A 24,197-nucleotide genomic window follows, 5' to 3' on the forward strand; every position below is an offset into this window, starting at 1 on the left:
CTCTCTGTCAGGCGGATAAGGACTGCCGCGACAGGAGCCGGGGCCAATGGCGAAATATTACCCCATGATCTCCGGTTGACTGGAAAATTCTCATATCTTAGATTTCTCGTATGCGAGAATTTATCTCGCAACCCTTTTCCGGACAATGAAGGTAGTTCGCCATGCACGACACCCAATGCTTCGATTTCGTCATCATCGGCGGCGGTATCGCCGGAGCCTCCCTGGCCTACCGCCTGGCCGGCCAGGCCAGCGTGCTGGTGCTGGAACGCGAATCGCAGCCGGGCTATCACGCCACCGGGCGCTCGGCGGCGATGTTCATGGAGGCCTACGGCACCCCGCAGATCCAGGCCCTGACCCGCGCCAGCCGGGCCTTCTATCAACGGCCTCCGGAAGGCTTCAGCGAGCACCCGCTGCTCGAACCCCGGGGTTGCCTGTACGTCGCCAACCACGAACAGCTGGATCAACTGCAGCAGACCTACGACGAAACCCGCGCCCGCTCGGCCAATGTGCGCCTGATCGACGCCGACCAGGCCCAGGCGCTGGTGCCCTGCCTGCGTCCCGAGGCCATCGCTGGCGCCATGCTGGAAACCGCTGCCCAGGACCTGGACGTGCACGCCCTGCACCAGGGCTTCCTGCGGGCCATGCGCCGGGCCGGCGGGGTCTTGCAGTGCGACGCGCAGATGGTCGAGGCCACCCGCGAAGACCGCCATTGGCTCCTCAGGCTCAAGAATGGCCGGCAGGTGCAGGCCCGCAGCCTGGTGAACGCCGCCGGCGCCTGGGCCGACGAGGTGGCCCGGTTGTGCGGCGTGGCGCCCGTGGGCCTGCAACCTTGCCGGCGCAGCGCCTTCACCTTCGAAGGTCCGCAAGACACCGACTTCAGCCGCTGGCCGGCAGTGATCGGCATCGACGAAAGCTTCTACTTCAAGCCCGATGCCGGCCAGCTGCTCGGTTCCCCGGCCAACGCCGACCCGGTGCCGCCCCAGGACGTGATGCCCGAGGAGCTGGACATCGCCACCGGCATCTACCACATCCAGAACGCCACCTCGCTGAACATCCGCCGTCCGCGCCACAGCTGGGCCGGCCTGCGCTCCTTCGTCGCCGATGGCGACCTGGTGGTGGGCTGGGACGACGACCGCGAAGGCTTCTTCTGGCTCGCGGCCCAGGGCGGCTACGGCATCCAGTCGGCCGCCGGTGTCTCGCAACTGGCCTGTGCCCTGTTGCTCGGCCAACCGGTCCCCGAAGAACTGCTGGGCCAGGGCGTCGACCCGCAGCGCCTGGCCCCGGCACGCTTGCGTTAATCCAAACCCCGTCCACGAGGAATACTCCATGTCCAACGAAATCCAGCGTTACCCCAGCTCCCTGCCCCTGCCCTTCTCCAGGGCGATCCGGGTCGGCGGCTTCCTGTTTCTCTCCGGGCAGATCCCCATGAGCGCCGAAGGCGAAGTGGTACGTGGCGATATTCGCGTCCAGACCGACGCGGCCATGCAGCGCATCGGCGACACCCTGGCCGAGTGCGGCGCGAGCTTCGACCAGGTGGTGAAAAGCACCGTCTGGATCACCGACATGCAGCACTTCGCCGGCTTCAACGAGGTGTACCAGGGCTACTTCAAGAACGGTTTCCCGGTGCGCTCCACGGTCGCTGCGCAACTGGCGCTGGGCGTGGACGTAGAGATCGAAGTCCAGGTCTGGGTCGGGGACAACTGAGCCACCCGCCCAACCTTCAAGTGCGATGCCCAGGATGACCACGGCCCTCCAGCGCCGTGGCGTCCTCCTTACATAACAAGAACAATCCGAGGCCAATCGTCATGAAAGAAAGTCTGAAGATCGCCGGCGCCTTCGTCGGTGTGATTGTCGGGGCGGGGTTCGCCTCCGGCCGGGAGCTGCTGCTGATGTTCGTCGATTTCGGTGTCTGGGGCCTGCTCGGGGCCGTGGTCAGCGCCGCGCTGTTCACCTTCCTCGGCATGGCCCTGGCCAGCCTGGGCAGCCGCTTGCGGGCTGCCTCGCACAAGGACGTGGTGCATGCCTTGTGCGGCCGGCACCTGGGCGCCCTGGTGGACCTGATGATCACCTTCTTCATGTTCGCCGTGACCGTGGTCATGCTCGCCGGCGGCGGCGCCCTGCTGGAGCAGCAGTTCGGCATCCCGGCCATCACCGGCAGCGTGCTGGTGACCCTGGTGGTGGTGGCCATCGTCTGCCTGGACGTGCACAAGGTGATCGGCATGATCGGCGCGGTGACCCCGTTCCTCATCATCACCGCCGTGGGCATCGCCCTGTACGGCGCCGCGACCCGCCACCTGGACTTCGAGCAACTCGACCACCTGGCCAGCCAGCAACAGGCCGGGGCCAGCCACTGGCTGCTGGGCGCCCTGCTCTACGTCTCCTACAACATCGTCGCCGGGGTGCCGATCCTGGCGATCATGGGTGGTGCGGCCAAGGGTGAGAAACAGGCGATGTGGGGCGGCATCCTTGGTGGTGCCTTGCTGGGCGTCTTGATGCTGGTGATGAGCCTGGGCCTGCTGTCGCGCCTGGACAGCGTGGCGCAGTTGCCAATGCCGATGCTGTCGATCGCCAGCGAAGTCTCGCCGACCCTGGGCCTGCTGATGGCGCTGATCATCTTCTGCATGATCCTCAACACCGCCGTCGGCACCCTGTACTCCTTCTCCGCCCGCCTGCTGCCCGCCGGCACCCGGCAGTTCCGCATCGGCTCGATCCTGGCCGGGGCCCTGGCCTTCGTCGGCAGCCTGGTGGGCTTCATCAGCCTGGTGGGCCAGGTCTACCCGTTCTTCGGCTACCTGGGTTTCCTGCTGATCGCCGCCGTGATCATCGGCTGGCTGCGCCCACGGCGGCTGGCGCTGGCGTAAGGCACCAGCTCGGATAGGCTCGGTACAAGCCACAAAAGCCCGGCCTGAACCGACAGCGGGTGCCCGAAGGCCCCCGCTGTCTCGTTGCGCCAGGCAGCCCTACGGCTGAACCGGCTCGGCCTGCGCCAGGGCATGCACCGAGCCACCGGCCAGCTTGCGCAGGGTCACGTAGAACACCGGGGTCAGGAACAAGCCCAGGAGCGTCACCCCGAGCATGCCGAAGAACACCGTGATCCCGGTGGCAGCGCGGATCTCGCTACCGGCGCCCGTACCGATCAGCAACGGCACCGCCCCGGCGATGAAGGCCACCGAAGTCATGACGATCGGCCGCAGACGCAGGCGGCAGGCCTCCAGCGCCGCGTCGACGATACCCCAGCCCTGGGCTTCCAGCTCCCGGGCGAACTCGACGATGAGGATCGCGTTCTTGCAGGCCAGGCCCATCAGCACCACCAGCCCGACCTGGACGAACACGTTGTTGTCGCCACCGCTGAGCCATACCCCGCTCAGCGCCGCCAGCATGCACACCGGCACGATCAGGATCACCGCCAGGGGCAGGGTCCAGCTTTCATAGAGCGCCGCCAGCACCAGGAACACCAGCATCACCGCAAGGGGGAAGACCACCAGCGCCGCATGGCTCTGGGTCACCTGTTGATAACTCAGGTCGGTCCACGCAAGGACGATGCCCTTGGGCAGCACCTGGTCGGCGATCTCCTGCAACTTGACCAGGACCTGGGCCGAGGAGAGCTGCTTGGGGTTGGCATCGCCGATCATCCCCGCCGCCGGGTAGCCGTTGTAGCGCACCACCGGGTCCGGGCCGAAGGTGTGGGTGACGGTGATCATCGCCGCCAGCGGCACCATCTCGCCCCGGTCGTTGCGTACCCGCAGCGCGCCGATGTCCTCGGCGCTCTGGCGATAACGGGCGTCGGCCTGGGCCATCACCCGGTACACCCGCCCGAACAGGTTGAAGTCGTTGACGTAGGCCGAGCCCAGGTAGACCTGCAAGGTGTTGAACACATCGCTCAGGGCCACACCCTGGGCCTTGGCCTTGACCCGGTCGACCTGCACTTCCAGCTGGGGAATGTTGGCCTGGTAGGAACTCACCGGGAAGCTCATGCCCGGGGTCCGGGCCACGGCCGCCTGGAAGGCGCTCATGGCCCCTTGCAGGGCGCCGTAGCCCAGGCCCTCGCGATCCTCCAGGTACAAGGCGTAGCCCGAGCCGTTGCCCAGGCCCTGGATCGGCGGCGGCAACAGCGCATAGGCGAAGCCTTCATGCAGTTGCGACAGCTTGGCGTTGAGCTCGGCGTTGATCTGCGCGGCGCTGCGGGTGCGCTGGTCGAACGGCTTGAGGATGATGTACGCCGCCATCACGTTGGGCGTATTCACCCCCTGCAAGGCATTCAGGCCACTGAAGGCCGGCGCCATGTCCACGCCTTCCACGCTCAGGGCGGTCTCGATGACCTTGCGCGTCAGCTCGTCGGTGCGCGACAGCGACGACCCCTCGGGCAGCTTGGTGCCGGCGAACAGGTAGAGCTTGTCCTGGGTCGGGATGAAACCGCCGGGCACGATCTGGAACAGCCAGACCGTGGCCACCAGCAACAGGCCGTAGATCGCGAAGACACTGCCGCGATGACGCAGGATCCCGGTGACCGATCCCTGGTAGCGCTCGGAGCTGCGATTGAAGAAGCGGTTGAAGACCTTGAAGAAGCCGCCCAGCAGGCGCTGGATCAAGCGTTCCAGGGGGTCCTTGGGGGCATCGTGGGGCTTGAGCAGCTTGGCCGCCAGCGCCGGCGACAGGGTCAGCGAGTTGATCGCCGAGATCACCGTGGAGATGGCGATGGTCACCGCGAACTGCTTGTAGAACTGCCCGGTGACGCCCGAGAGGAAGGCCATGGGCACGAACACCGCGCACAGCACCAGGGCGATGGCGACGATCGGCCCGGAGACCTCCTTCATCGCCCGGTGCGCGGCCTCCCGCGGGCGCAGGCCCTGGGCGATGAAGCGCTCGACGTTCTCCACCACCACGATGGCGTCATCCACCACGATGCCGATGGCCAGCACCATGCCGAACAGCGTCAGGGTGTTGATCGAGTACCCCAGCAGGTAGAGCCAGGCGAAGGTGCCGATGATCGACACCGGCACCGCCAGCAGCGGGATGATCGAAGCCCGCCAGGTCTGCAGGAACACGATCACCACCAGCACCACCAGGATCACCGCCTCGATCAGGGTGTGCTGCACCGCGGCGATGGACTCGCGGACGAACACCGTCGGGTCCCAGATCGCCTTGTAGGCCACGTCCTCGGGGAAGGTCTGCGCCAGCTCGTCGAACTTGGCATAGACCGCATCGGCCACCTGCAGGGCGTTGGCCCCCGGCAGCAGGAAGATGCCCACGGTGGCCTGCTCCTTGCCATCCAGGGAGGCACGCAGTGTGTAGTCGCCAGCTCCCAGCTCGATGCGCGCCACGTCGGACAACCGCACCACCTGGCCGTCCCTGCCGGACTTGAGCACGATATCGCCGAACTCCTGCTCGCTGCGCAGGCGTCCGCGAACGTTGATCGACAACAGGAAATCGGCCTTCTGCGGCGATGGTTCGGCCCCCAGCTGGCCCGCCGAGACCTGCACGTTCTGCTCGCGCACGGCGCTCAGCACGTCGGCCGCCGTCAACCCGCGAGACGCCAAAGCATCGGGGTCCAGCCACAGGCGCATGGCGTAGTCACCGGAGCCATAGACCCCGACATCACCGATGCCGGGCAGGCGCGACAGCGCATCCTTGACGTGCAGGGTCAGGTAGTTGCGCAAGTACAGCGAGTCGTAGTGGCCTTCCTTGGAATACAGGCTGACGTACATCAGCGGGGTCGGCGACTGCTTCTGGGTGGTGACGCCGTATTGCCGCACCTCCTCCGGCAAGCGTGACAACGCCTGGCTGACGCGGTTCTGCACCCGCACTGCGGCGGCGTCCGGATCGATGCCGGGGCTGAAGGTCACGGTCAGGGCCAGGGTGCCGTTGGAGCCGGCCACCGACTTCATGTACATGATGCCTTCGACGCCGTTGATCGCCTCCTCCAGGGGCACCGCCACCGACTCGGCGATTTCCTTGGGGTTGGCGCCAGGATAAGTGGCGCGGACCATGACGCTGGGCGGCACCACCTCGGGGTATTCCCCGGAGGGCAGCAGCGGGATCGAGATCAGCCCCAGGGCGAAAATGATGATCGACAAGACAATGGCGAAGATCGGCCGGTCGATGAAGAACTTCGAGAAATCCATGTTCCGTCTCCGTCAGTGGGCCGACAACGCCGGGGCATCAGGGCTCAACGACGGCTTCGCGCTGGACGGCGCCACCTCCTTGGGGCGGATCGGCATGCCGGGGTAGAAGATCTTCTGCGCGCCGCTGACCACCACCTGATCGCCTGGGGCCAGGCCCGACTCGATCACCCGCAAGCCATCGAGCAAGCGCCCGAGGGTCACGTCCTTGCGCACGGCCTTGTCCTCCGGGCCCAGCACATACACGTACTTGCGGTTCTGGTCGGTGAGGATCGCGCGATCGTCCACCAGCAGCGCCTGGGTTTCCCCGGCGCCCTCCAGGCGCACCCGCGCATACAGCCCGGGGGTCAGCTTGCCGCCGGGGTTGGGCAGTACCGCCCGGGCGCGGATGGTGCCGGTGGTGGCATCCACCCGGTTATCCAGGAAGTCCACCTGGCCACTGAAGGGAAAACTGTCGCGCTGGCTGGCCAGGCCGACCCGCACCTGATGGGCCAGCCCCGGGCGGGCACCCGCCACGGCCTGGTCGCTGTAACGCAGGAAGCTGTGCTCGTCGGCATCGAAGTAGACGTATATCGGGTCCTGGGACACCACTGTGGTCAGTACTGTCTGGTCGGCTTGGGCCAGGTTGCCCGCGGTGATCTGCGCCCGCCCGGCGCGCCCGGCGAACGGCGCCCGCACCTGGGTGAACCCCAGATTGAGCCGGGCCATGGCGACATCGGCGATGGCCGCATTGACCTGGGCCTGGCCCTGGCCCAGGGAGGCGCTGCGGATATCGCCCTCCTCGCGAGAAATCGCCGCCTGGCGAACCAGCGCCTGGCCGCGCTGGTCCTGGGCCTTGGCCAGGCGCAGCGAAGCCTGGGCCTGCTGCAGGCGCGCCTCGGCGCTGGCCAGGGCCTCGCGGTAAGGCCGCGGATCGATCTCGAACAGCACCTGGCCCTGGCGCACCTGTTCACCATCGCGAAACGCCACCCGGTCGACATAACCACTGACCCGTGGCCGCAGGTCGACGGTGTCTACCGCACTGATGCGCCCATTGAACTGGTCCCACTCGCGGATACTGCGCAAGGCCAGGGTACTGACCTCCACCTCCGGAGCCTGCGCCGCCGGGGGCGCCTTGCTTTCACCACAGGCCGCCAAGGCCAGGACCACGCCGTACAACGCCACACCTCGCGATACACCACGGGCCCGGTAGAGAACTCGCTGGGCTGAATTCACGAACATGCACTCCCCGACAATCGAACATTGGTTTTTTTGCTGCCGGCACGGTACAAGTTAAAGTCAACTTTAAGTAAAGCCCTCCCAGGAGCGAGCATGTATTCCCAAGGCGATCCTCACCTGACCATCACCGAAATCGCCCGACGCAGCGGAGTCAACGCCTCGGCGCTGCGTTTCTACGAGTCCCGCGGGCTGATCAATTCAGCCCGCTCCGGCAGCGGCCACCGGCGCTATCCACGCTCGGTGCTGCGGCGCGTGGCCTACATAGTGTTCGCCCAGCGGGTGGGCTTCTCCCTGGAGGAAATCAGCGAGCAGCTCGACGGCCTGCCCAACAACCACGCCCCCATGGGCGAAGACTGGCAACGCCTGTCCGCCACCTGGAAAGCCCGGGTGCAACAGCGCATCGCCGAGCTGGAACGGCTGAACATGAGCCTGGAGGAATGCATCGGCTGCGGCTGCATGTCCATGGACCATTGCAAGATGAACAACCCGGGGGATATCTACTCGCGCAACGGCTGCGGCGCCCGGCGCTGGATCGGCGACGAGAAGATCGATGTGGAGGAATTGCGGGGGGAAGCTTGAGTTTCTGGCAGCTCAGTGGCTATCGGGGCTGCCAGCGTGTGCCTGGAGCTAGCCGAAGGTTCTCATGAACGGCTCGGCACACTGCCTGATTGCGGCGACGACCTGCGGTGCTTGTTCAACCCATTCTGGCGAACAGGCCAACACCCGCTCCACAACTTGTAGCTGCTCGCGAATGACCTCTTCGGGCCGCGCTACATCACAGACCCTGGCAAATTCCAGCAAGCCTTGGCGCGAAGAGAACAGAGACTTGTTGCCAAGCAGATCCAGTGCAAGGACATCTTCCGGAATGTACGCGGTGGTATTGACGATGTCGTAGGCCGGCGCAAGCCGTGCGTTGCGCTGGGTAGGATCGGAGTACAACAGGCCAAAATTCTTCAGGTGGGCATCGCCATTACCCACGATGCAACTCAGGCTTACCATGGCAAACAACTGGTCTAGCGAGCCCCGCACGTGCTCGGGCGCACAGAACAGGCGGACTGCCTTGGCAATCGCCGAATAACTCTTGCCGTACTTCTGTTCGGTGCCCAGCCCCATCAGCGCAGCCATGTCCTCGAACCCCAGTGGGTCGAGCCGCTCGTCCCGATCGAAGCGACGCATGACGAACAATTTGCCGTTGGCGGATAGATAGAACTCCGGAACCGCAATCCCCGCCTCCCGGGCCATGGACATGCAAAGAAATTCGTTGATCGCCAGCCCTGGAAACTCATCCCGGCCACTTTTGATGATCAAGTCGGAAGTCTTCGAGGTAAAACGCGCTGGCATGGCGTCCTGCTGCTCAGGCACCAGCACCTTGGGCTGAACACCCGAGATACCGGCGCGCAGGATGTAGCGATCCACCAGGCCAGCGAAAATATCCTCGGTACCGTCCCAGGCCAGGATTTCCTCAAGCCGTTCTCCGGCAAACTGCTGGCGTTGCAAGAGCGCATCGATTTCAGGGGAGTGCACCATTACCCGGCCGATGGGAGAACTGCTGCCAGACAGGGCCAACAGCAACATGGGATCGATGCTCACCAACTTGGCCAGACGGTTGCGCAACTGCTCCAGAACATAACCTTCCGGCAGGTTCATCTGGAAAATCGGGTGCAGTTCGCGGTAGCGGTATTCCTCCAGGCGCACAGGCATCAACAGACTGATAGCGGCCTGGGCCACGGCGTCTTCGTGGTAGCGAAACAGATAGTCCCCGGCGGTATTGAAGACCTTTCCGCTCCCACCCTCTGGCGTTGCGACTTGCAGCATGGCCGGCATCACTCGAACACTCCCTGGATCTCGTCCAACGTGGGCATGGCGGCAGGCATCAGAGTGAACTCACAGTCCAGAGCTGCCAGTACTCGTGCGTACGCCATCATGCCCACCGACAAATCGCCCCTTTCGATGGTTATGACTTTCTGCCGGGTAATGCCTGCCAAGGAGGCCAAGCTGGCCTGGGTCAACCCGCGGTTCAGGCGGCGCTGGCGAATCTGCTCACCTAGACGCAATGTAATGAGTGCATGATCCATGTTCTATATACGTAACAATCAGATATTGAAGTAACGTATACATTACCTACAAAAAAATCAAAGCGACTCAGACCAGTTGCATTCGAGGCCCCAGGCAAAGCGGCTTCTGACCATCGGCGATACGGATTCCAGCCGCTATTGCTGACTTCTACGAACAACTGTATTGAGCATACCTGCCTGTTTCCCCCAGGCCGCGCCACGTACCTTGGCCCCACTGCAACCTGCCAAGGACTTTCCCATGTTCAATCGCTTGATCCTGCCCTTCACCCTGGTGTTTTCCATCGGTGCGGCCCATGCCGCCGATACCCAGAAGTGGTACCCCTCCAAATACGGCGCGCAAGACGAGATCGGCGCGGTCAACCTGCTGGATGCCCAATCGGTGCTCGATGCCGCGAAGCTGATCAAGACCGGCAAGACCTACCCGCTGGCGGTGCCCATCGACAAGAACCTGCCGGCCTTCCGCCACCGCAGCTTCCACCTGACCAACGTGCAACCCGGCGAAGCCGGCGGTACCTCCCTGGGGCCCAACAAGTTCACCTTCAACGATGAACTGGTGGTGGGCTGGACCGGGGTCGGCACCCAGCTCAACGGGATCGGCCACATCGGTATCGACAACGTCTACTACAACGGCAACCGCGCGGCGGACTTCGTCAGCGTCGAGGGCGTGAAGAAGCTCGGCATCGAGAAAGTGCCGCCGATCGTGACCCGGGGCGTGGTGCTGGACATGACCGCCGTCTACGGCAAGGCCATAGTCCCGGAGAAGACCGAGTTCACCGTCGCCGACATCCAGAAAGCCCTGGACCTGCAAGGCGTCAGCATCCGCAAGGGCGACGTGGTGCTGTTCAACACCGGCTGGCTGGAGCTGATCGGCAAGGACAACCAGAAATTCCTCGCGGTCGAGCCCGGTATCGGCATGGAGGCCGCCAAGTGGCTGGTGGACAAGCAGATCGTGGCCTTTGGCGGCGACACCTGGGCCTCGGAAATCTACCCGGCCAAAGATGGCCAGGAGTTCCCGGTCAACCAGTACATGCTGGCCAAGAACGGCATCTACAACCTGGAGCTGATCGACAGCCGGGCGCTGGTCCGGGACAAGGCCTGGGAGTTCATGTTCGTCCTCGGCCAACCGCTGTACAAAGGCTCGACCCAGGTCAACATCAACCCGGTGGCGATCCACTGATCGGCTGACCCGGATACGACCCGGCCGCGCCCTCCCCCGGAAGGCGCGGCTTTTTTATCGCCCTTGCTCAAAGCGGGCGCTCCATGACCAGGGTCCGCTCCTGGCCGTCGAACTGCTCGCGCACCGTGCGAAACCCCAGGCGCGCATAAAAACCTTCGGCGGTGATCGAGGCCGGGACGATCAACGACTGCTCGCCGGCCTCCCTGGCCGCTTGCTGCAAGACGGTCATCAGGTGCCGGCCGACACCGCGCTTATGCCAGGAGGGCTCGACGAACATGGTACGCACCACATTGGCGTCCAGGCTGGCGGTGCCCACCAGCACGCCATCGACCCAGGCGACGAACATCCGCCGGCGCTGCATCAGCTGCAGCACCCCGGCGGCGGTGAAACTGTGCCGGCCCCGTTCGATCACGCTTGCCGGGTAATCCCGGGCATTGCTGGTGAGCAGCGCCGCCAGGATCACCTGGCTGATCCGCGGGGCATCGGCCGCTGCGGCTTCACGTACCTGACACTGCATGAGCGCTCCCTGCCTGGCCCTGGTCAAAGGGCCAAATTACGTTGTGGCGCGCCGGCTGCCAAGGCGCTAGGGCAACTTGAACACCAGGCAGGGATTATCGTTCAAGCGCCCCTCGTACACCGGCTGCAGGTGCTCCAGCGCAGTGCCCTGGAGTTGTCCGCGCTCCTTGCGCGCGACAATCACCCAAGAGCCATGGGGCAGCCGATCCAGTTGTTGCACGGCGTCGTCCATGACGAACAGCGGTCGTTCGTCATAGTCCAGGTTCATCATGTAGCGCACCGCCCAGGTGTCCTGGCCGAGGTTGAAGAACACCAGCGGCCCGGGCCGTTCGGCCCGCAAGCGCTCGACCTGGGAGACGAAGCCCCGGGTGTCGTATTGCAGGTCCTTGGCCGGGTCCAGCACCGATACCAGCAGCAACCATTGCGCCGCCAGGGCCAGGCCACTGAGCAGCACCAGGCGGCGTCCCCGGTCTGCCATGGTGCGCCGCCAGTGGTACAACGCCAGCACTTGCAGCAAGGCGAAGATGACGACCAGCAACGGCATCGACACCGGCGGCCAGTAGCCGTGCTTGTGCCAGCTATGGCGCAGGATGAACAGCACCACGATGCACAGCCCCGGCAACAAGGCCACCAGCCACTGGTAGCCTTGGCCCACGCGGGCCAGCCATCCCTTGGCATTGAGCAGGCCGTAGGCCGCCACGGCAGCGAACATCGGCACCATGGGCAGGATGTAATAGGCGCGCTTGAAACTCGGCACAGAAAGCCCGAACAAGATCATCAGGCCACAAGCCCCCAGGCGCAGCACCAGTTGCAACTGCGCATCGACATGGCGTCGGGCCCACTGGCGCCGTAGCACCCAGAGCGTGGCCAGGGCCAGGGGCACGACCGGAAAGTAACGGTACAGCGACAGCTGGAAGTAGAAGTAGAACGGCTCGCCGCTCTCATCCAGGCGCCCACGCACCTGCATGCCGTAGACCTGCTGGACAAAACCGTCACCGCCACTGATATAGGCAAGCTTCATCAGCAGCCACCAGCAGCCGGCCAGGAGCGCGAGCCCCGCGATGCCGTAACCCACTACACGCATGAACATCGCCTTGCGCGCTTCTGGGGTACGAGCATCGCCCAGCAACCAGTAGAAGCAGATCACGCCACACACCTCCACCAACCCCAGGGGCCCGCGGATGGCAAAAGCCAGCACCAGCAGCGGCAACACCGCCAGTTGTCGCCATCGCGAGCCCAGCTGCTCGCCGGAGTGCAAGAGGTAGAAGGCGCCCAGGCACAACAGGGAAATCATCTGGTCCAGGCAAACCGAACGCGACTTGTCGAGCAACTGGCTGGTCAGCGCCGTGAGCAGTACCGAAAGCAGGGCCCAGGTCCGCCCCTGGGGCGCCAGCAAGCGATACAGCAGGGCCAGCACCCCGGCCGACGCCAGGGCCGTGGGCAGGATATTGGCCAGGTGGTTGGGGGCGCCGAACACCTGGGCGAACAGGTAGCTGAAAAAAGTCGCAGTCCCCAGGTAGTCCGGATAGGGCTGGCCATAGGTGGTGGGAAACAAACTGGCGCCGTGACGGAACATCTCCTGCAGAAACAGTGCCCAACGCCCATCGAAGCCCTGGGGCTGCTCGTCCCAGATGCCCCAGGTGAACAACACCAGCGCCACCAGGTATACCGCCCAGGACTCTGCACCGAAACGCTTTTCTCGAACCATCTTCGCTCTACCAGAAAGTGCCGGTGCCTGGGCTCGGCGGGAAGCAGGCAATGTTGCCGGAGCGACCACTGAACAGTGCCTGAACGACCTTCTGAAAATCGCGGCGCTTCGTCAGCGGGCCAGGGAGCACACGGAACCGGATCGCCAGCGACGCGGTGCCAAGGGCGACGCCCTGGCTCAGGTTGAACAGGGCCACAGGGCGCCCCTTCACTGCTGCCGCGCCTTGCCGGGGCGGCCAGCCTGCCTCTTGGCCGCGGTGGTGCGCCTGGGCTATAGCAGCCCGAGCGCCTTCACCGGGGTGTTTCGCAAGCTCCTGGGGCAGGCGCCCAGTCGCTACTTCGCCCGGGACCGGGCTTGAAAGGTCGCAGGCCCGGCAGTTGACCTGGCAGGCCCGGCCTGCGAGATCCGCGCTACAGGAACACGGCGGACAACATGCCCAGCGCGCCCAGGCAGAAGCCGATCAGCGCACCGCGCCCGGGCATCTGCTGGAACAGCGCCCAGATCACCAGCGGTTCCAGGAGCAGCAGCGAAGTCACCGAGACCACGGTGACGATCCAGATATCCCCCACCGCCATGTATCCCAGCCAGTAGGCCGCCAGCAGGCAAAGGCCACCCAGGCACATGATCAGCACCGGCACCAAGAGTCCGCTGCTCCCCGTGTTGCCGGCATGGGCCAGCCGCGCGACCACCACTTCACTGTAGATGGCGCAGAACTCGCCCAGCACCATCAGCCCTACAGCAGAAACTCCGAGTAATTCTTTGGACATGAAACAAACCCCTTCGTATTGAGAGCCCGATTTTTCAGCTCCCAGGCATTGATCGCTCCGTTGACGGAGCCGGCGTGGCAATGCACAGGGGTACGGGGCAACTCGGTTACGTTGAGGAACTTGATCATCTCCATCTCCTTCTGGGTGACTGACGCCAACATGGATCACAGCTCTGCTTGTATAAGTGATTTGCTCCCCCGGCGTCATCCGCCCGTGAGCCTTCGTCGCAAAAAAACCACGCAAACTCCACAGTCCACCAGCGCGCTTGCCGATAGCCTGGGGTGGTCATCCTCAACCTGCAGCCATTGCCTACCATGTCCCAGCCGTCCCTCCCTGTTCGAACCGTGCAACCCAGTGACTGGGTCGCCACCTACTTCATCGGCGTCGCGGCGCTGGCCCTGGTACTGACGCTCACGGTCTGCGTGATACTGCAGGTCTCCAACCGGGATCCGTGGAGCGACCTGGGCGGCTCGATATCGTTCTACGTGGTGGTGCTGCTGAGCACGGTGGTGATCGGGATCAGCGCCGCCCTGCCCAGTGTTCTGTTCTTCTGGCTGGCCCAGCGGTTCACCTGGCACCGCCTGCCGATCTACCTGGTGTGCGGCGCCCTGGCCGCCCTGCCCACCATTGCGGTGGTGAAGAGCCTGCTTTCCGGTTTCATCAGCCTTTCAACCAACGCCCCCGGCGTGGCCCGCTATCTGCCCGCGATGCTGCTGTTCAGCGCTTCGGGAGCCTTTCTGGGCGCCATCTTCTGGTGGCGCAGCGGACGTCACCTGCGCTGACGCCATCCCCCAGACACCGGTTTGCCGGCGAACAGACACGGGCCATGACCTTGGCCAGCCCACCTACCTGCTGAAGCGATATTTCCATGTCCTCGACACCTCCGACCCAACGCACAGTGCAACCTGAAGACTGGTTCGCCGCCTACTTCATCGGCGTCACCGCCCTGGCCGTGGTCGCGTCGGCAGGACTCATGCTGATGATGCTGGCCGGCGCCGGCACCGTGCGCTGGACCGAGATTTTCCAGGTGCTGTTCATGGGCCTGCTGACCCTGGTGGCGAGCGGCCTGGTGATCGGTATTCTCACAGCCCTGCCTTGCACCCTGTTCTTCTGGCTGGCCCATCGTTTTGCCTGGCGCAACGTGCTGATCTATCTGTTTTGTGGTGCAGTCTTTGCCTTGCCGACCATTCCCGTGGTGATGACCCTGATGCCCGATTCCTACGTCGACCTGCCCGAAGAGCCGCCAGTGCCCGGCCAGCTGGAGAACTACGCGTCCATGGCGCCGCTGTTCAGCACTTCGGGGGCCTTCCTGGGGTTGATATTCTGGTGGCGCAGCGGGCGCCATCTGCGCTGACGCGCCAGCGCCCGACACTCTCCTGCGCTTCAATGAGTTGCAACGGCGCCTGCCCGGGATTTCCCAACGCCCGCCGACCAGGCAGTTGCGTGACCTGGAAGCCGTTGGCCTGATACTGGACACGGCGTACGCCGAAGTCCCGCCGCGGTTGCAATGCCGATCAGTCAAGGAAATGGTAGGAGCGAGGCTTGCCCGCGATGGACTTGTGAGCGCTGCGTTTATCCAGCCAATACGCGCTACCGTTGACGTCCCTCGCGAGCATTCGAGCGTCGACCGGCTGCTCCTACCGGGATCACCTGAGGTCCCTGGCCGGCGCCCCAACCGCCCCCTGACCGCTAAGCACGACTGTCACCAAAACCCTCCACTTGTTCACAATTCGTTAAGACTCGCCTGCGTATACTCCGGCGCTTGCCCGCAGCCCTCGCCTGCCTCCCCGGACGCCATCCATGTCACGACCTGCCCCGTTGTTGTTCCTGCTGGCCTGCCTGCTGTTCTTCTTCGCCCTGGGCAACCATGAGCTGCAGGGTTCCACCGAAACCCGGGTCGCCGGGATCGCCATGCAGATGCACCTGGACGATGACTGGGTCACTCCGCGCCTGTTCGGCGTGCCCTTCCTGGAGAAACCGCCGCTGAGCCTGTGGCTCGATGCCGGCGCCATCCGCGCCTTCGGCGGTACGCCCCTGTCGGTACGACTGGCCTCGGCCTTTGCCGGGCTGTTCAGCGTCATGCTGCTGTATGGCCTGTTGCGGCGTTTCGGGCGTCCCGCCGCAGTGGCGCTGATGGCCGGGCTGATGCTGGCGACCATGGCCAGCTACTGGAGCAACGTACGCGGCGTGGGCGAGGATGCACTGCTGAGCCTGGGCGTGACCCTGGCCCTGCTGGCGTTCTTCCAGGCCCACCGGCGCCAGCAGGAGCGCCAGCCAGCCCCCCTGGCCTGGCTGGCATTCGCCGCCGGCATCGCCATCGCCACCCTGAGCAAGGGAGTACTGGGCCTGGCCATGCCGGGGGTGGTGATCTTCGCCTACCTGCTGGTGGACAGCCTGCTTGCCAAGCGCCTGGCCCTGGGCCATTGGGTACGACCCGCCTTGCTGACCCTGCTGGGCCTGGTGCCCCTGGCGATCTGGCTGGCGCTGCTGTACCAGCGCGGCGGCACGGCCGCCCTGGCGCAAGTGCTGTGGACCAACAGCATCGGACGCTTCAGCGGCTCCTTCGTCGAGGCCGGCCACTACGAACCCTTCTATTACTACCTGGCCAAGCTGCCCCAGGCCTTCCTGCCGTGGAACATCCTGGTCTACCTGGGCCTGTGGCACTGGCGCAAGGAACTGGCGAACAACCGCTACCTGCTGTTCTTCGTGCTCTGGCTGCTGGCGCAGTTCACCCTGCTGTGCCTGGCGTCGAGCAAGCGCACCGTGTACCTGATGTCGCTGACCCCGGCAGCGGCGGTGCTGGCGGCCGAGTACGGGGCGGTGCTGTACCAGCGCCTCGCCCGGCGCGCTGCGGGCAATGGGTTCTGGAGCGCGGTGGGACGCCGACGCAAGGGCCTGGTCGTGGGGCTGATGGGCCTGGTGGTGGCCGCCTACCTGGCGAACGCCCAGTGGTTCGCGCCGCGCCTGGACCGCGAGATGTCCTTCGTGCCGGTGACCGACCAGATCAAGGCGCTACGCGCCGAGGGCCACCAGTTGGTGCTCTACCAGGCCAGCGAACGCATCGCCGGAGCCAGTGTGTTCTACGTCCAGACGGTGCTCCAGGACCTGGAGTCCGAGGCCCAGCTCATGGCGTTTCTCGCCGAGTCGCCCAAGCACATGGCGATACTGGGCGGGCTGGAGCCACCCAAGTCGCCGCTGCAGGTGCAGAAAATGATGATGGTGGGACGCCAGGCCTACTATTTCGTCAACCTGGCACCCACCCACTGACACAACGAAAAACGGCACCCATCGGGGTGCCGTCGAGCTTGTCGGAGCGAGTAGGTCGCACCCGGCAAGCGCAGGATTACTGCGGGTTCTTCAGCTTGACCACGTCACCGGAGACCTTGGTGGTATAGCCATTGAGCACCCAGGCCCAGAACCAGTTTTCCTGGACCTGGGTATTGATCAGCGCATCGCCGCCCTTGGCCTTGATGGCAGCATTCTGGGCACGCACGAAACGGCTGTTCTGCTGGATCGGGATGAACCCGAACAGCATGATCCCGGTGGCGGTCGCTTCACTGTGGCCGATGACCGTGTACTGGCTGCTGTCCAGCTGCTGGGTCTTCATCGGAGCGCCGGTGCAACCAGCGAGAACCACGCCGAAACAGACAGTGGCAACGACTTTATTGATGTACTTCACGACACGACTCCATGAGCAAAACGCCGGGGAATCATTTCCCGGGCGGCGGCACTCTACTCGGCAAATTGGCAAATAGCCATTATTCGGCCCACCCCCGGAATTTCTCCTTTTATCATTCCCCCCGCTATAGCTCGCGCTCTGGCGCCCCTTGGGCGGGCGCAGGAATTGGCGACCACCTGGCGCGCACCTCCCCAGTTCGTCGGACGCGATCCAGCGCAGCAGCGCTGGGGCCGATACAACATCGGGGTGTAATAGTTCCCCGAAATAAGGGAGAGATTTCCTACTGCAAACCGGAATGGACATCTCCTTAGCATCGAACCGGCTTTATCCATAATTCCAAGGAGGTACCAAATGGACGTGAAAGACCTCAGCCTTATCGATGTTCGCCAACTTCCCCATTCGCTCCAGGCCCTCATCGACTGCATCGGCCTGGAAAACGCCTATCGCCTGACCTGCGAATACGGCGGCCGCCCCAAGTACATCCCCAAGCACGCCCAACGCACCACCCTGGCCCTGATCCTGCCGGCCGATGCCCTCAATGCACTGATCGAGCGCTTCGCGGGCCTGGCCCTGGAAATTCCCAAGGCCGACCACTTCTGCCGGCAGATCCGCAACCAGAACATCCAGTTGGAGAGCATGGGCGGGATTTCACGCAGCGTCCTGGCAGACAAATACGGCCTGAGCCTGCGCCAGATCGGCAATATCCGGCGCCTGGACGCCAGTACCTCCCGCTGAACGAGCACCTCTGGCCTGTGCCGATGACGCACCCGGCAGACCAGGGCAGGCTCATGCCATGGGCCAGCCAGAGGCGAATCGGCAAGAGTCGCGTCCACTCGGTGACCTCAGGGCTTGAGGCTCACCGAGCGCCAATCGCTGGCTTCGATCGACCCGAGCATCTTCGGTGCGCCGTCCAGGGTGTCGGTGGTGACGAACAGGGCCGCGCCGTATCCCAGGGTCGGAGTCGCCAGCTTCAGGTCACGTTCCAGTTGCGCCATGCATTCACTGTGGGTCACCAGCACCAGGTTATGTCCGGCGACCTTGTGCGCCAGGGCGTCGCGCAACATGTTGCCCTTGCAGTTGAAGAGCCAGTTGTCGCCGCTGCTGACCTTGCTGAACATGTAGCCGGCAGTCTGCGCGGTGCGGGTCAGGGGGCTATTGTAGATGTCGGCATGGGCCAGGCCCAGTTGCTCGAACCGCGCACCGAGCCCCACCGCCACGTCCCGGGCGCGGTCGGTGATACCGTCGGCCGGCCCCAGGCAAGGGGCATTGGACTGGTCGCAGCGCTCCACATGGCGCACCAGGACGATCATGTCGCCCTTGGCCCAACCGCTGGCCAATGCCTTGAGCCCACTGGCATTGCCGTGGGCCAGGTCGGGAACCGCCGCCGACTGGAGCAGGTACAGGCCCGCCAAAAGGCCCAGGCCCAGGCCCAGCAACCACGCCAGGTGCCGCTTGTAACGGGCCAGGGTGCGTCCCAGGGATGGGCCCCTGGCCTGCGCCAATACCAGTCTTGTGGTCACGTTCCAGTCGCCCTTTAGAGAATGATCCGGGTTATCGAGCAGCCCGTGCCGAGGCCAGGCAGGCCTGGTGGCAGACGAGCTGCGCCGCATGCCCAAGGGCAGCGACCGGCCAGACTCTAGGGGGATGACCGTGGGGCAGCGGTGAAATCAATGTGAAAAAAAGCTCAACGAAAAGGCGGTGCATCCCGCAAAATAGCCGTCAAAGCCTGAAACATTGTCTTGGCGCAATGCCGACGAAATCGTTTTAGCTATGGCACATCCCGCCGATACACCCCCTACAAATCACCTTGCTGGTCACCAAGAACAACAATCTTCCGGCCAACTGAGATCAAGAAGCGCTACGTTCCTGGAGGAATTCAATGAATAGCTGGTTCGCCAACATCAGCGTCAACCTTAAGTTGGGCCTGGGCTTCGGCCTGGTCCTGGCCCTGACCACCATTCTTGCACTGACCGGCTGGACCAGCCTGGGCGGCATGATCGACCGCAGCAACTGGATGAGCGACATCACCCAGTTGAACATCGGCCTGACCAAGCTGCGAGTCACACGCCTGCAATACATGCTGACCAACGGCGACGAAACCGCCGCGCAGAATGTCCAGGTCACCCTGGACGACTTCAGCGCCCAGCAGAAGAAGCTCCTGGCGTCGTTCCAGAGCCCGGAGAACATCAAGCTGCTGCAAGGCCTGGGCGCGACCATCGCCGCCTACCAGGACTCGCTGAACAAGATGCGCAACGCCTACCGCACCGGCAACGCCGCGCGCCAGGCCATGAACCAGAATGCCGACGACGCCAACGACCTGATCAACGGGATCAACGAGCGTGTCAAGCAGATGCCCCTGAGCGACGAGCGTTTCGAACAGTTCCAGGCCATCACCGAGGCCAAGGAAGCCTTCCAGCTGGCCCGCTATGAAGTGCGTGGCTACGTCACCACCAGCAACCCGGAGACCGAGCAGAAGGCCGTCGCCCAGCTCAACGCCGCGATCACCGAGCTCGAGCAGCTGAACAAGCACTTCAGCCGCACCCAAGGCGATGTCCTGCAACGCCTGACCACGGCCCTGACCGGCTACCGCAGCTCGCTGCAGACCTTCAAGGCAGCCTTCTCCGACGCCGTGCAGGCGCGCAAGGAAATGACCGACCAAGGCGCCGATATCGTCGAGCGCAGCGATGCCCTGTACCAGATCCAGCTGGATCGCCGCGATGTCGAAAGTGCCCAGGCCCGTAGCCTGCAACTGACCAGCACCCTGCTGGCGCTGCTGGTGGGCGTGCTGGCCGCGGTGATCATCACCCGCCAGATCACCCGTCCGCTGCGCGAGACCCTGGTAACGGTCGAGCGCATTGCCTCCGGCGACCTGACCCAGGACCTGCACGTCACCCGTCGTGACGAACTGGGCGTGCTGCAACAAGGCATCGCCCGCATGGGCGTGACCCTGCGCGAGCTGATCGGCGGTATCCGCGACGGCGTGACCCAGATCGCCAGCGCCGCCGAGGAACTGTCGGCGGTGACCGAGGAAACCAGCGCCGGGGTCAACAGCCAGAAAGTCGAGACCGACCAGGTGGCCACCGCCATGCACGAGATGACCGCCACCGTGCAGGAAGTCGCGCGCAACGCCGAGGAAGCCTCCCAGGCTGCGGCCGCCGCCGATGGCGAAGCCCGCGAAGGCGACAAGGTGGTGGCCCAGGCCATCGAGCAGATCGAGCGCCTGGCCAGCGAAGTGGTGCGCTCCACCGACGCCATGAACATGCTGCAACAGGAAAGCGACAAGATCGGCAGCGTCATGGACGTGATCAAGGCCGTGGCCGAACAGACCAACCTGCTGGCCCTGAACGCCGCCATCGAAGCCGCCCGCGCCGGTGAAGCCGGTCGTGGTTTCGCGGTGGTGGCCGACGAGGTCCGGGCCCTGGCCCAGCGCACCCAGAAGTCCACCGAGGAAATCGAGGAACTGGTGGCCGGCCTGCAGAACGGTACCCAGCAAGTGGCGACCGTGATGCACAACAGCCGGGTGCTGACCGACAGCAGTGTCGACCTGACGCGCAAGGCCGGCGCCTCCCTGGAGAACATCACCCGCACGGTGTCCAACATCCAGTCGATGAACCAGCAGATCGCCGCCGCGGCCGAAGAACAGAGCGCCGTGGCCGAGGAGATCAGCCGCAGCATCATCAACGTGCGCGATGTGTCGGAACAGACCGCCGCCGCCAGCGAGGAAACCGCGGCCTCCAGCGTCGAGCTGGCCCGCCTGGGCGGCCAACTGCAAATGATGGTCAGCCACTTCCGCGTCTGACTTGTAGCGCGTCCTTCGCTCATGTAGCCGCAGCCTTCGGCAGCGGCTACATGAGGTCTGCCGGACAGGCATTTACAGCGTTCGCGGTTTGCCCTTACCTTTCCCGGTCTCCATCCTGCTGTCCGAAGGATTCGTTGCCAGGAACCCAATCATGCCCAGCCTCGGTTTTACCTCGGTCCCGCCCCTGCTCAAGTACCTGCTCTATGCCGAGCAGTTGGGTATCGCCACGGAACCGGCGCTGGCAGCCGCCGGCTTGCAGGCGGAGCAGTTGAACGACACCAGCCTGCGCCTGCCGGTAGAGGTCCACGAACGCCTGCTGGACTACTTCTGCCTGCATTCGGGCGACCCGCTGTTCGGGCTCAATTCGGCACGCTTCGTCAAACCCAACTCCTGGAACGTACTGGGCTACATCACCATGAACTGCGCGACCCTGGGCGAAGCCATGGGCCGCATCATGCCGTTCGAGAAACTGGTGGGGGACATGGGCACCAGCCGCGCCGAAGTGCTAGGCGACGAAGTACGCCTGATCTGGAGCTGCCGCCACCAACGCCCGGACATCCGCCGGCACCTGGTGGAAAACGTGCTCGCCTCGTGGCTGCTGTATGCCCGCTGGATCGCCGACTCGCAGCTTTCGCCGGGTGCGGTGTGGTTCGAGCATCCACTGCCGGAACTGGCCCGGCTCGAGCAATACGAAGCGCTATTTGGCTGCCCGGTGCTGTTCCAGCAACCCTGCTCGGCCCTGGTGGCACCCCTGCACTACCTGCAACTGCCCCTGCGCCAGGCCGATGCGCGGCTGCTCAAGACCCTGGAAGACCATGCCCAGGCGATGATGGCCTCGCTGGCCGATGCGCCGGTGGCGCTGCAGGTGCAGAACGTCCTGCGCCAACTGCTCAAGGATGGCCTGCCGCGCAAGGAACAGGTGGCCGAACAGCTGCAAGTGTCGGTCAGTACCTTGCAGCGCCAGCTGCTCAAGGCCGGCACCTCCTACCAGCAGATCCTCGACGACCTGCGCCAGGAGTTGGCCGAGCACTATCTACGGCACAGCGAGCTGTCGATCCACGACATCGCCGATCGCCTGGGCTTCACCGAACCCCGTTCGTTCCACCGCAGCTTCAAGACCCGCACCGGCCTGACCCCGGGCCAGTTTCGCCAGGCTGCCCTCCCCTGCGCACAGGCCTGACCCGCATCAGGCACTGATGGTATTGGTGAATACCAACCGGTTACCGAAAGGATCGCTGATGGTCATGTCCAGGCTGCCCCAGGGCATGGCCTGGATACGCGGATCGGTGAACGGCAACTGCTTGGCCAGCAGCTGCTGCTGGAAGTCCTCCAGTTCGTCGGTATGGATGCGCAGCGCGGCGCCCGGGCTGCCGTCGCCCTGGTGCTCGGACAGATGCAGCACGCACTCGCCCCGGGAGACCTGCATGTACAGCGGCAGGTCGTGGGTGCAGCGGTGCTGCCAATCGAGGTGGAAGCCCAGGAAGTCCAGGTAAAACGCCCGGGCCTCGGCTTCATCGAAGATGCGCAGGACGGGGGTGGTTTTGCCAAAGCACATTAGGTGACTCCCTGACTGGAAACAGGTCGCTGAGAGCGACCCCGATTGCCAGCACTTCGGCGCCACGCGAGCTTTCTTTAATATCAATGCGCCACCACTGTGACGGCGATCAACAAATCAGCCTGGCGCATCGAAGCCCTGGCGCAAATCGCCATCCCGGGGCAGGAAGCGCCCATGGCGCTGCTCGCTGGCCTGGCCGGCGGCATAACTGCTCTCACCATTGACCCAGACCCCGTCGATCCCCTGGGCCGGGCGCCGTGGTTCCTGGAAGTCGGCCACGTCCCGGACCCGCTCTGGATCGAACAGCACCAGGTCGGCCCAATAGCCTTCGCGGATCTCGCCACGCTGGCGCAGGCCGAAGCGCGCCGCCGACAGGCCGGTCATCTTGTGCACCGCGGTGTGCAGCGGGAACAACCCCAGGTCGCGACTGAAGTGGCCCAGCACCCGGGGAAAGGCGCCCCATAACCGGGGATGGGGGAACGGGTCTTCCGGCAGGCCATCGGAGCCGACCATCGTCAGCGGGTGGGCGAGGATGCGCCGCACGTCGCTTTCGTCCATGCCGTAGTACACCGCTCCCGCCGGTTGCAGGCGCTTGGCGGCGGCCTGCAGGTCCAGGCCCCAGTCGGCGGCGATCTGCGAAAGGTCGCGTCCGCCCTGCTCGGGATGCGGCGTGGACCAGGTGATGGTGATGCGATAGGCATCGGTGACCTGCTTGAGGTCCAGGGTCGAGGAACTGGCGGCATAGGGATAGCAGTCGCAGCCCACCGGATGCTCCTGCGCCGCCTGTTCCAGGGCCGCCAGCAGTTGCGGGCTGCGCCCCCAGTTGCCGGCGCCGGCGCACTTGAGGTGGGAGATGATCACCGGTGCCCTGGCCGAACGGCCGATCAGGAAGGCTTCGTCCATGGCCTCCAGCACCGGCTCGAACTCGCTGCGCAGATGCGTGGCATACAGCGCGCCGAAGGCCGTCAACTCCTCGGCCAGCTGACGCACCTCATCGGTCTCGGCGCAGAAGGCACTGGCGTAGGCCAGCCCGGTGGACAGGCCCAGGGCGCCGTGCTCCAGGCTGTCGCGCAGTTGCCCACGCATCGCCGCGATCTCGCTGGCGCTCGCCGTGCGGTACAGGTCCGCCAGATGGTTGCTGCGCAGGGCGGTATGCCCCACCAGGGCCGCGACATTCACCGCCGGGCGGGCCGCATCCACCGCCGCGCGGTAGTCGGCGAAACGCGGGTAGACGAACATCTCGCGCTGCCCCAGCAGGTTCATCGGGTCCGGCGGATCGCCCTTGAGGGTCACCGGCGCGGCGCTGATGCCGCAGTTGCCGACCACCACCGTGGTCACCCCCTGGCTGAGCTTGGGCAGCATCTGCGGCTGGCGGATCACCACCGTGTCGTCATGGGTGTGCACATCGATGAAGCCCGGGGCCAGCACGCGGCCGGCGGCATCGATCTCGACCTCGGCGAGCGCACCGGCCAGCTCGCCGATGCGCTGGATGCGCCCGTCGAGGATGGCCAGGTCGGCGTGATAGCCAGGACGGTCGCTGCCGTCGATGACCAGGGCATTGCGGATCAGAGTGTCGTAGCGCAT

24 protein-coding genes and 1 pseudogene are annotated in these 24,197 nt (G+C 64.8%); 13 read left to right on the plus strand and 12 right to left on the minus strand.

Features of this window, described 5'->3' with window-relative positions; translation table 11 throughout:
* The first annotated feature begins 161 nt into the window (after nucleotides 1-161).
* The 3 genes from AC3WK8_RS19795 (at nucleotide 162) to AC3WK8_RS19805 (ending at nucleotide 2,861) form a co-directional block, all read left to right on the plus strand.
* The gene (locus AC3WK8_RS19795) at nucleotides 162-1,298 is read left to right on the plus strand and encodes an NAD(P)/FAD-dependent oxidoreductase (protein ID WP_103325667.1); all 1,137 of its coding nucleotides are present in this window, start codon (nucleotides 162-164) and stop codon (nucleotides 1,296-1,298) included.
* A gap of 28 nt (nucleotides 1,299-1,326) precedes the next feature.
* A complete protein-coding gene (locus tag AC3WK8_RS19800) occupies nucleotides 1,327-1,704 on the plus strand; it encodes a RidA family protein (RefSeq protein WP_022638986.1) in 378 nt (125 codons plus the stop codon).
* A 101-nt stretch (nucleotides 1,705-1,805) separates the two neighbouring features.
* On the plus strand, nucleotides 1,806-2,861 hold the full coding sequence (locus AC3WK8_RS19805) for a YkvI family membrane protein (RefSeq protein ID WP_085598954.1): 1,056 nt from the start codon (nucleotides 1,806-1,808) through the stop codon (nucleotides 2,859-2,861).
* A gap of 99 nt (nucleotides 2,862-2,960) precedes the next feature.
* Here the strand turns inward: AC3WK8_RS19805 and AC3WK8_RS19810 are convergent, their stop codons facing one another.
* Together AC3WK8_RS19810 and AC3WK8_RS19815 are read right to left on the minus strand one after the other, a co-directional pair.
* Nucleotides 2,961-6,122, minus strand: coding sequence for an efflux RND transporter permease subunit (locus AC3WK8_RS19810; RefSeq protein ID WP_085598952.1), 3,162 nt, complete (start codon nucleotides 6,120-6,122; stop codon nucleotides 2,961-2,963).
* 12 nt (nucleotides 6,123-6,134) lie between these two features.
* Nucleotides 6,135-7,334 carry an efflux RND transporter periplasmic adaptor subunit gene (locus tag AC3WK8_RS19815; protein WP_256592315.1) on the minus strand — a complete coding sequence of 400 codons (1,200 nt, stop codon included), beginning with the start codon at nucleotides 7,332-7,334 and terminating at the stop codon, nucleotides 6,135-6,137.
* A gap of 96 nt (nucleotides 7,335-7,430) precedes the next feature.
* Here AC3WK8_RS19815 and soxR point away from each other — a divergent pair, with 96 nt between their 5' ends.
* Nucleotides 7,431-7,916, plus strand: a complete 486-nt coding sequence (gene soxR / locus AC3WK8_RS19820; protein WP_022638981.1) for a redox-sensitive transcriptional activator SoxR — start codon at nucleotides 7,431-7,433, stop codon at nucleotides 7,914-7,916.
* A 48-nt stretch (nucleotides 7,917-7,964) separates the two neighbouring features.
* On the opposite strand, the gene AC3WK8_RS19825 is transcribed toward soxR, so the two are convergent.
* Complete coding sequence (locus AC3WK8_RS19825; RefSeq protein ID WP_103325669.1) at nucleotides 7,965-9,161, minus strand: type II toxin-antitoxin system HipA family toxin; 1,197 nt, start codon at nucleotides 9,159-9,161, stop codon at nucleotides 7,965-7,967.
* The gene (locus tag AC3WK8_RS19830; RefSeq protein WP_022638979.1) at nucleotides 9,161-9,412 is read right to left on the minus strand and encodes a helix-turn-helix transcriptional regulator; all 252 of its coding nucleotides are present in this window, start codon (nucleotides 9,410-9,412) and stop codon (nucleotides 9,161-9,163) included. Before AC3WK8_RS19830 ends, AC3WK8_RS19825 begins: the two co-directional genes overlap by 1 nt.
* Nucleotides 9,413-9,650: 238 nt before the next feature.
* Between AC3WK8_RS19830 and AC3WK8_RS19835 the strand changes: the two genes are divergently transcribed.
* On the plus strand, nucleotides 9,651-10,589 hold the full coding sequence (locus AC3WK8_RS19835) for a cyclase family protein (RefSeq protein ID WP_022638978.1): 939 nt from the start codon (nucleotides 9,651-9,653) through the stop codon (nucleotides 10,587-10,589).
* A gap of 67 nt (nucleotides 10,590-10,656) precedes the next feature.
* Here the strand turns inward: AC3WK8_RS19835 and AC3WK8_RS19840 are convergent, their stop codons facing one another.
* The 3 genes from AC3WK8_RS19840 to AC3WK8_RS19850 form a co-directional block, all read right to left on the minus strand.
* A complete protein-coding gene (locus AC3WK8_RS19840; RefSeq protein ID WP_103325670.1) occupies nucleotides 10,657-11,106 on the minus strand; it encodes a GNAT family N-acetyltransferase in 450 nt (149 codons plus the stop codon).
* 66 nt (nucleotides 11,107-11,172) lie between these two features.
* Nucleotides 11,173-12,813: an ArnT family glycosyltransferase gene (locus AC3WK8_RS19845; protein ID WP_103325671.1), complete on the minus strand. Its 1,641-nt coding sequence runs from the start codon at nucleotides 12,811-12,813 to the stop codon at nucleotides 11,173-11,175.
* Between the two features lie 7 nt (nucleotides 12,814-12,820).
* Nucleotides 12,821-13,009: a hypothetical protein gene (locus tag AC3WK8_RS19850; protein ID WP_143494770.1), complete on the minus strand. Its 189-nt coding sequence runs from the start codon at nucleotides 13,007-13,009 to the stop codon at nucleotides 12,821-12,823.
* Nucleotides 13,010-13,051: 42 nt separating this feature from the next.
* On the opposite strand from AC3WK8_RS19850, the pseudogene AC3WK8_RS19855 reads away from it, so the two are divergent.
* Nucleotides 13,052-13,171, plus strand: a pseudogene (locus AC3WK8_RS19855) (AraC family transcriptional regulator); the annotation flags it as partial.
* Between the two features lie 52 nt (nucleotides 13,172-13,223).
* Here the strand turns inward: AC3WK8_RS19855 and AC3WK8_RS19860 are convergent.
* The gene (locus AC3WK8_RS19860; RefSeq protein ID WP_022638973.1) at nucleotides 13,224-13,541 is read right to left on the minus strand and encodes a hypothetical protein; all 318 of its coding nucleotides are present in this window, start codon (nucleotides 13,539-13,541) and stop codon (nucleotides 13,224-13,226) included.
* 383 nt (nucleotides 13,542-13,924) lie between these two features.
* On the opposite strand from AC3WK8_RS19860, the gene AC3WK8_RS19865 reads away from it, so the two are divergent.
* The 4 genes from AC3WK8_RS19865 to AC3WK8_RS19880 all read left to right on the plus strand — a co-directional run bounded on the left by AC3WK8_RS19865 (nucleotide 13,925) and on the right by AC3WK8_RS19880 (nucleotide 16,847).
* The gene (locus AC3WK8_RS19865; RefSeq protein ID WP_310650753.1) at nucleotides 13,925-14,362 is read left to right on the plus strand and encodes a hypothetical protein; all 438 of its coding nucleotides are present in this window, start codon (nucleotides 13,925-13,927) and stop codon (nucleotides 14,360-14,362) included.
* A gap of 86 nt (nucleotides 14,363-14,448) precedes the next feature.
* Nucleotides 14,449-14,934: a hypothetical protein gene (locus tag AC3WK8_RS19870; protein ID WP_178088037.1), complete on the plus strand. Its 486-nt coding sequence runs from the start codon at nucleotides 14,449-14,451 to the stop codon at nucleotides 14,932-14,934.
* A 22-nt stretch (nucleotides 14,935-14,956) separates the two neighbouring features.
* On the plus strand, nucleotides 14,957-15,451 hold the full coding sequence (locus tag AC3WK8_RS19875) for a winged helix-turn-helix transcriptional regulator (protein ID WP_256592321.1): 495 nt from the start codon (nucleotides 14,957-14,959) through the stop codon (nucleotides 15,449-15,451).
* A complete protein-coding gene (locus AC3WK8_RS19880) occupies nucleotides 15,381-16,847 on the plus strand; it encodes an ArnT family glycosyltransferase (RefSeq protein WP_103325673.1) in 1,467 nt (488 codons plus the stop codon). Before AC3WK8_RS19875 ends, AC3WK8_RS19880 begins: the two co-directional genes overlap by 71 nt.
* A 76-nt stretch (nucleotides 16,848-16,923) precedes the next feature.
* Here the strand turns inward: AC3WK8_RS19880 and AC3WK8_RS19885 are convergent, their stop codons facing one another.
* On the minus strand, nucleotides 16,924-17,259 hold the full coding sequence (locus tag AC3WK8_RS19885; RefSeq protein ID WP_085598934.1) for a hypothetical protein: 336 nt from the start codon (nucleotides 17,257-17,259) through the stop codon (nucleotides 16,924-16,926).
* A 351-nt stretch (nucleotides 17,260-17,610) separates the two neighbouring features.
* On the opposite strand from AC3WK8_RS19885, the gene AC3WK8_RS19890 reads away from it, so the two are divergent.
* A complete protein-coding gene (locus tag AC3WK8_RS19890; protein ID WP_085598932.1) occupies nucleotides 17,611-17,994 on the plus strand; it encodes a transcriptional regulator in 384 nt (127 codons plus the stop codon).
* 107 nt (nucleotides 17,995-18,101) lie between these two features.
* On the opposite strand, the gene pmrG is transcribed toward AC3WK8_RS19890, so the two are convergent.
* Nucleotides 18,102-18,779, minus strand: coding sequence for a lipopolysaccharide core heptose(II)-phosphate phosphatase PmrG (pmrG, locus tag AC3WK8_RS19895; protein WP_085598930.1), 678 nt, complete (start codon nucleotides 18,777-18,779; stop codon nucleotides 18,102-18,104).
* Nucleotides 18,780-19,138: 359 nt separating this feature from the next.
* On the opposite strand from pmrG, the gene AC3WK8_RS19900 reads away from it, so the two are divergent.
* Both AC3WK8_RS19900 and gliR read left to right on the plus strand, forming a co-directional pair.
* Nucleotides 19,139-21,058: a HAMP domain-containing methyl-accepting chemotaxis protein gene (locus tag AC3WK8_RS19900; RefSeq protein ID WP_103325674.1), complete on the plus strand. Its 1,920-nt coding sequence runs from the start codon at nucleotides 19,139-19,141 to the stop codon at nucleotides 21,056-21,058.
* A 151-nt stretch (nucleotides 21,059-21,209) separates the two neighbouring features.
* Complete coding sequence (gene gliR, locus AC3WK8_RS19905) at nucleotides 21,210-22,238, plus strand: AraC family transcriptional regulator GliR (RefSeq protein WP_103325675.1); 1,029 nt, start codon at nucleotides 21,210-21,212, stop codon at nucleotides 22,236-22,238.
* 6 nt (nucleotides 22,239-22,244) lie between these two features.
* Here gliR and AC3WK8_RS19910 read toward each other — a convergent pair whose 3' ends face one another.
* Together AC3WK8_RS19910 and AC3WK8_RS19915 are read right to left on the minus strand one after the other, a co-directional pair.
* Nucleotides 22,245-22,613, minus strand: a complete 369-nt coding sequence (locus tag AC3WK8_RS19910) for a glyoxalase superfamily protein (protein WP_085598923.1) — start codon at nucleotides 22,611-22,613, stop codon at nucleotides 22,245-22,247.
* Between the two features lie 117 nt (nucleotides 22,614-22,730).
* Nucleotides 22,731-24,197 carry an N-acyl-D-amino-acid deacylase family protein gene (locus AC3WK8_RS19915; RefSeq protein ID WP_103325676.1) on the minus strand — a complete coding sequence of 489 codons (1,467 nt, stop codon included), beginning with the start codon at nucleotides 24,195-24,197 and terminating at the stop codon, nucleotides 22,731-22,733.

The sequence above is a fragment of the Pseudomonas sp. FW507-12TSA genome, assembly GCF_058781435.1.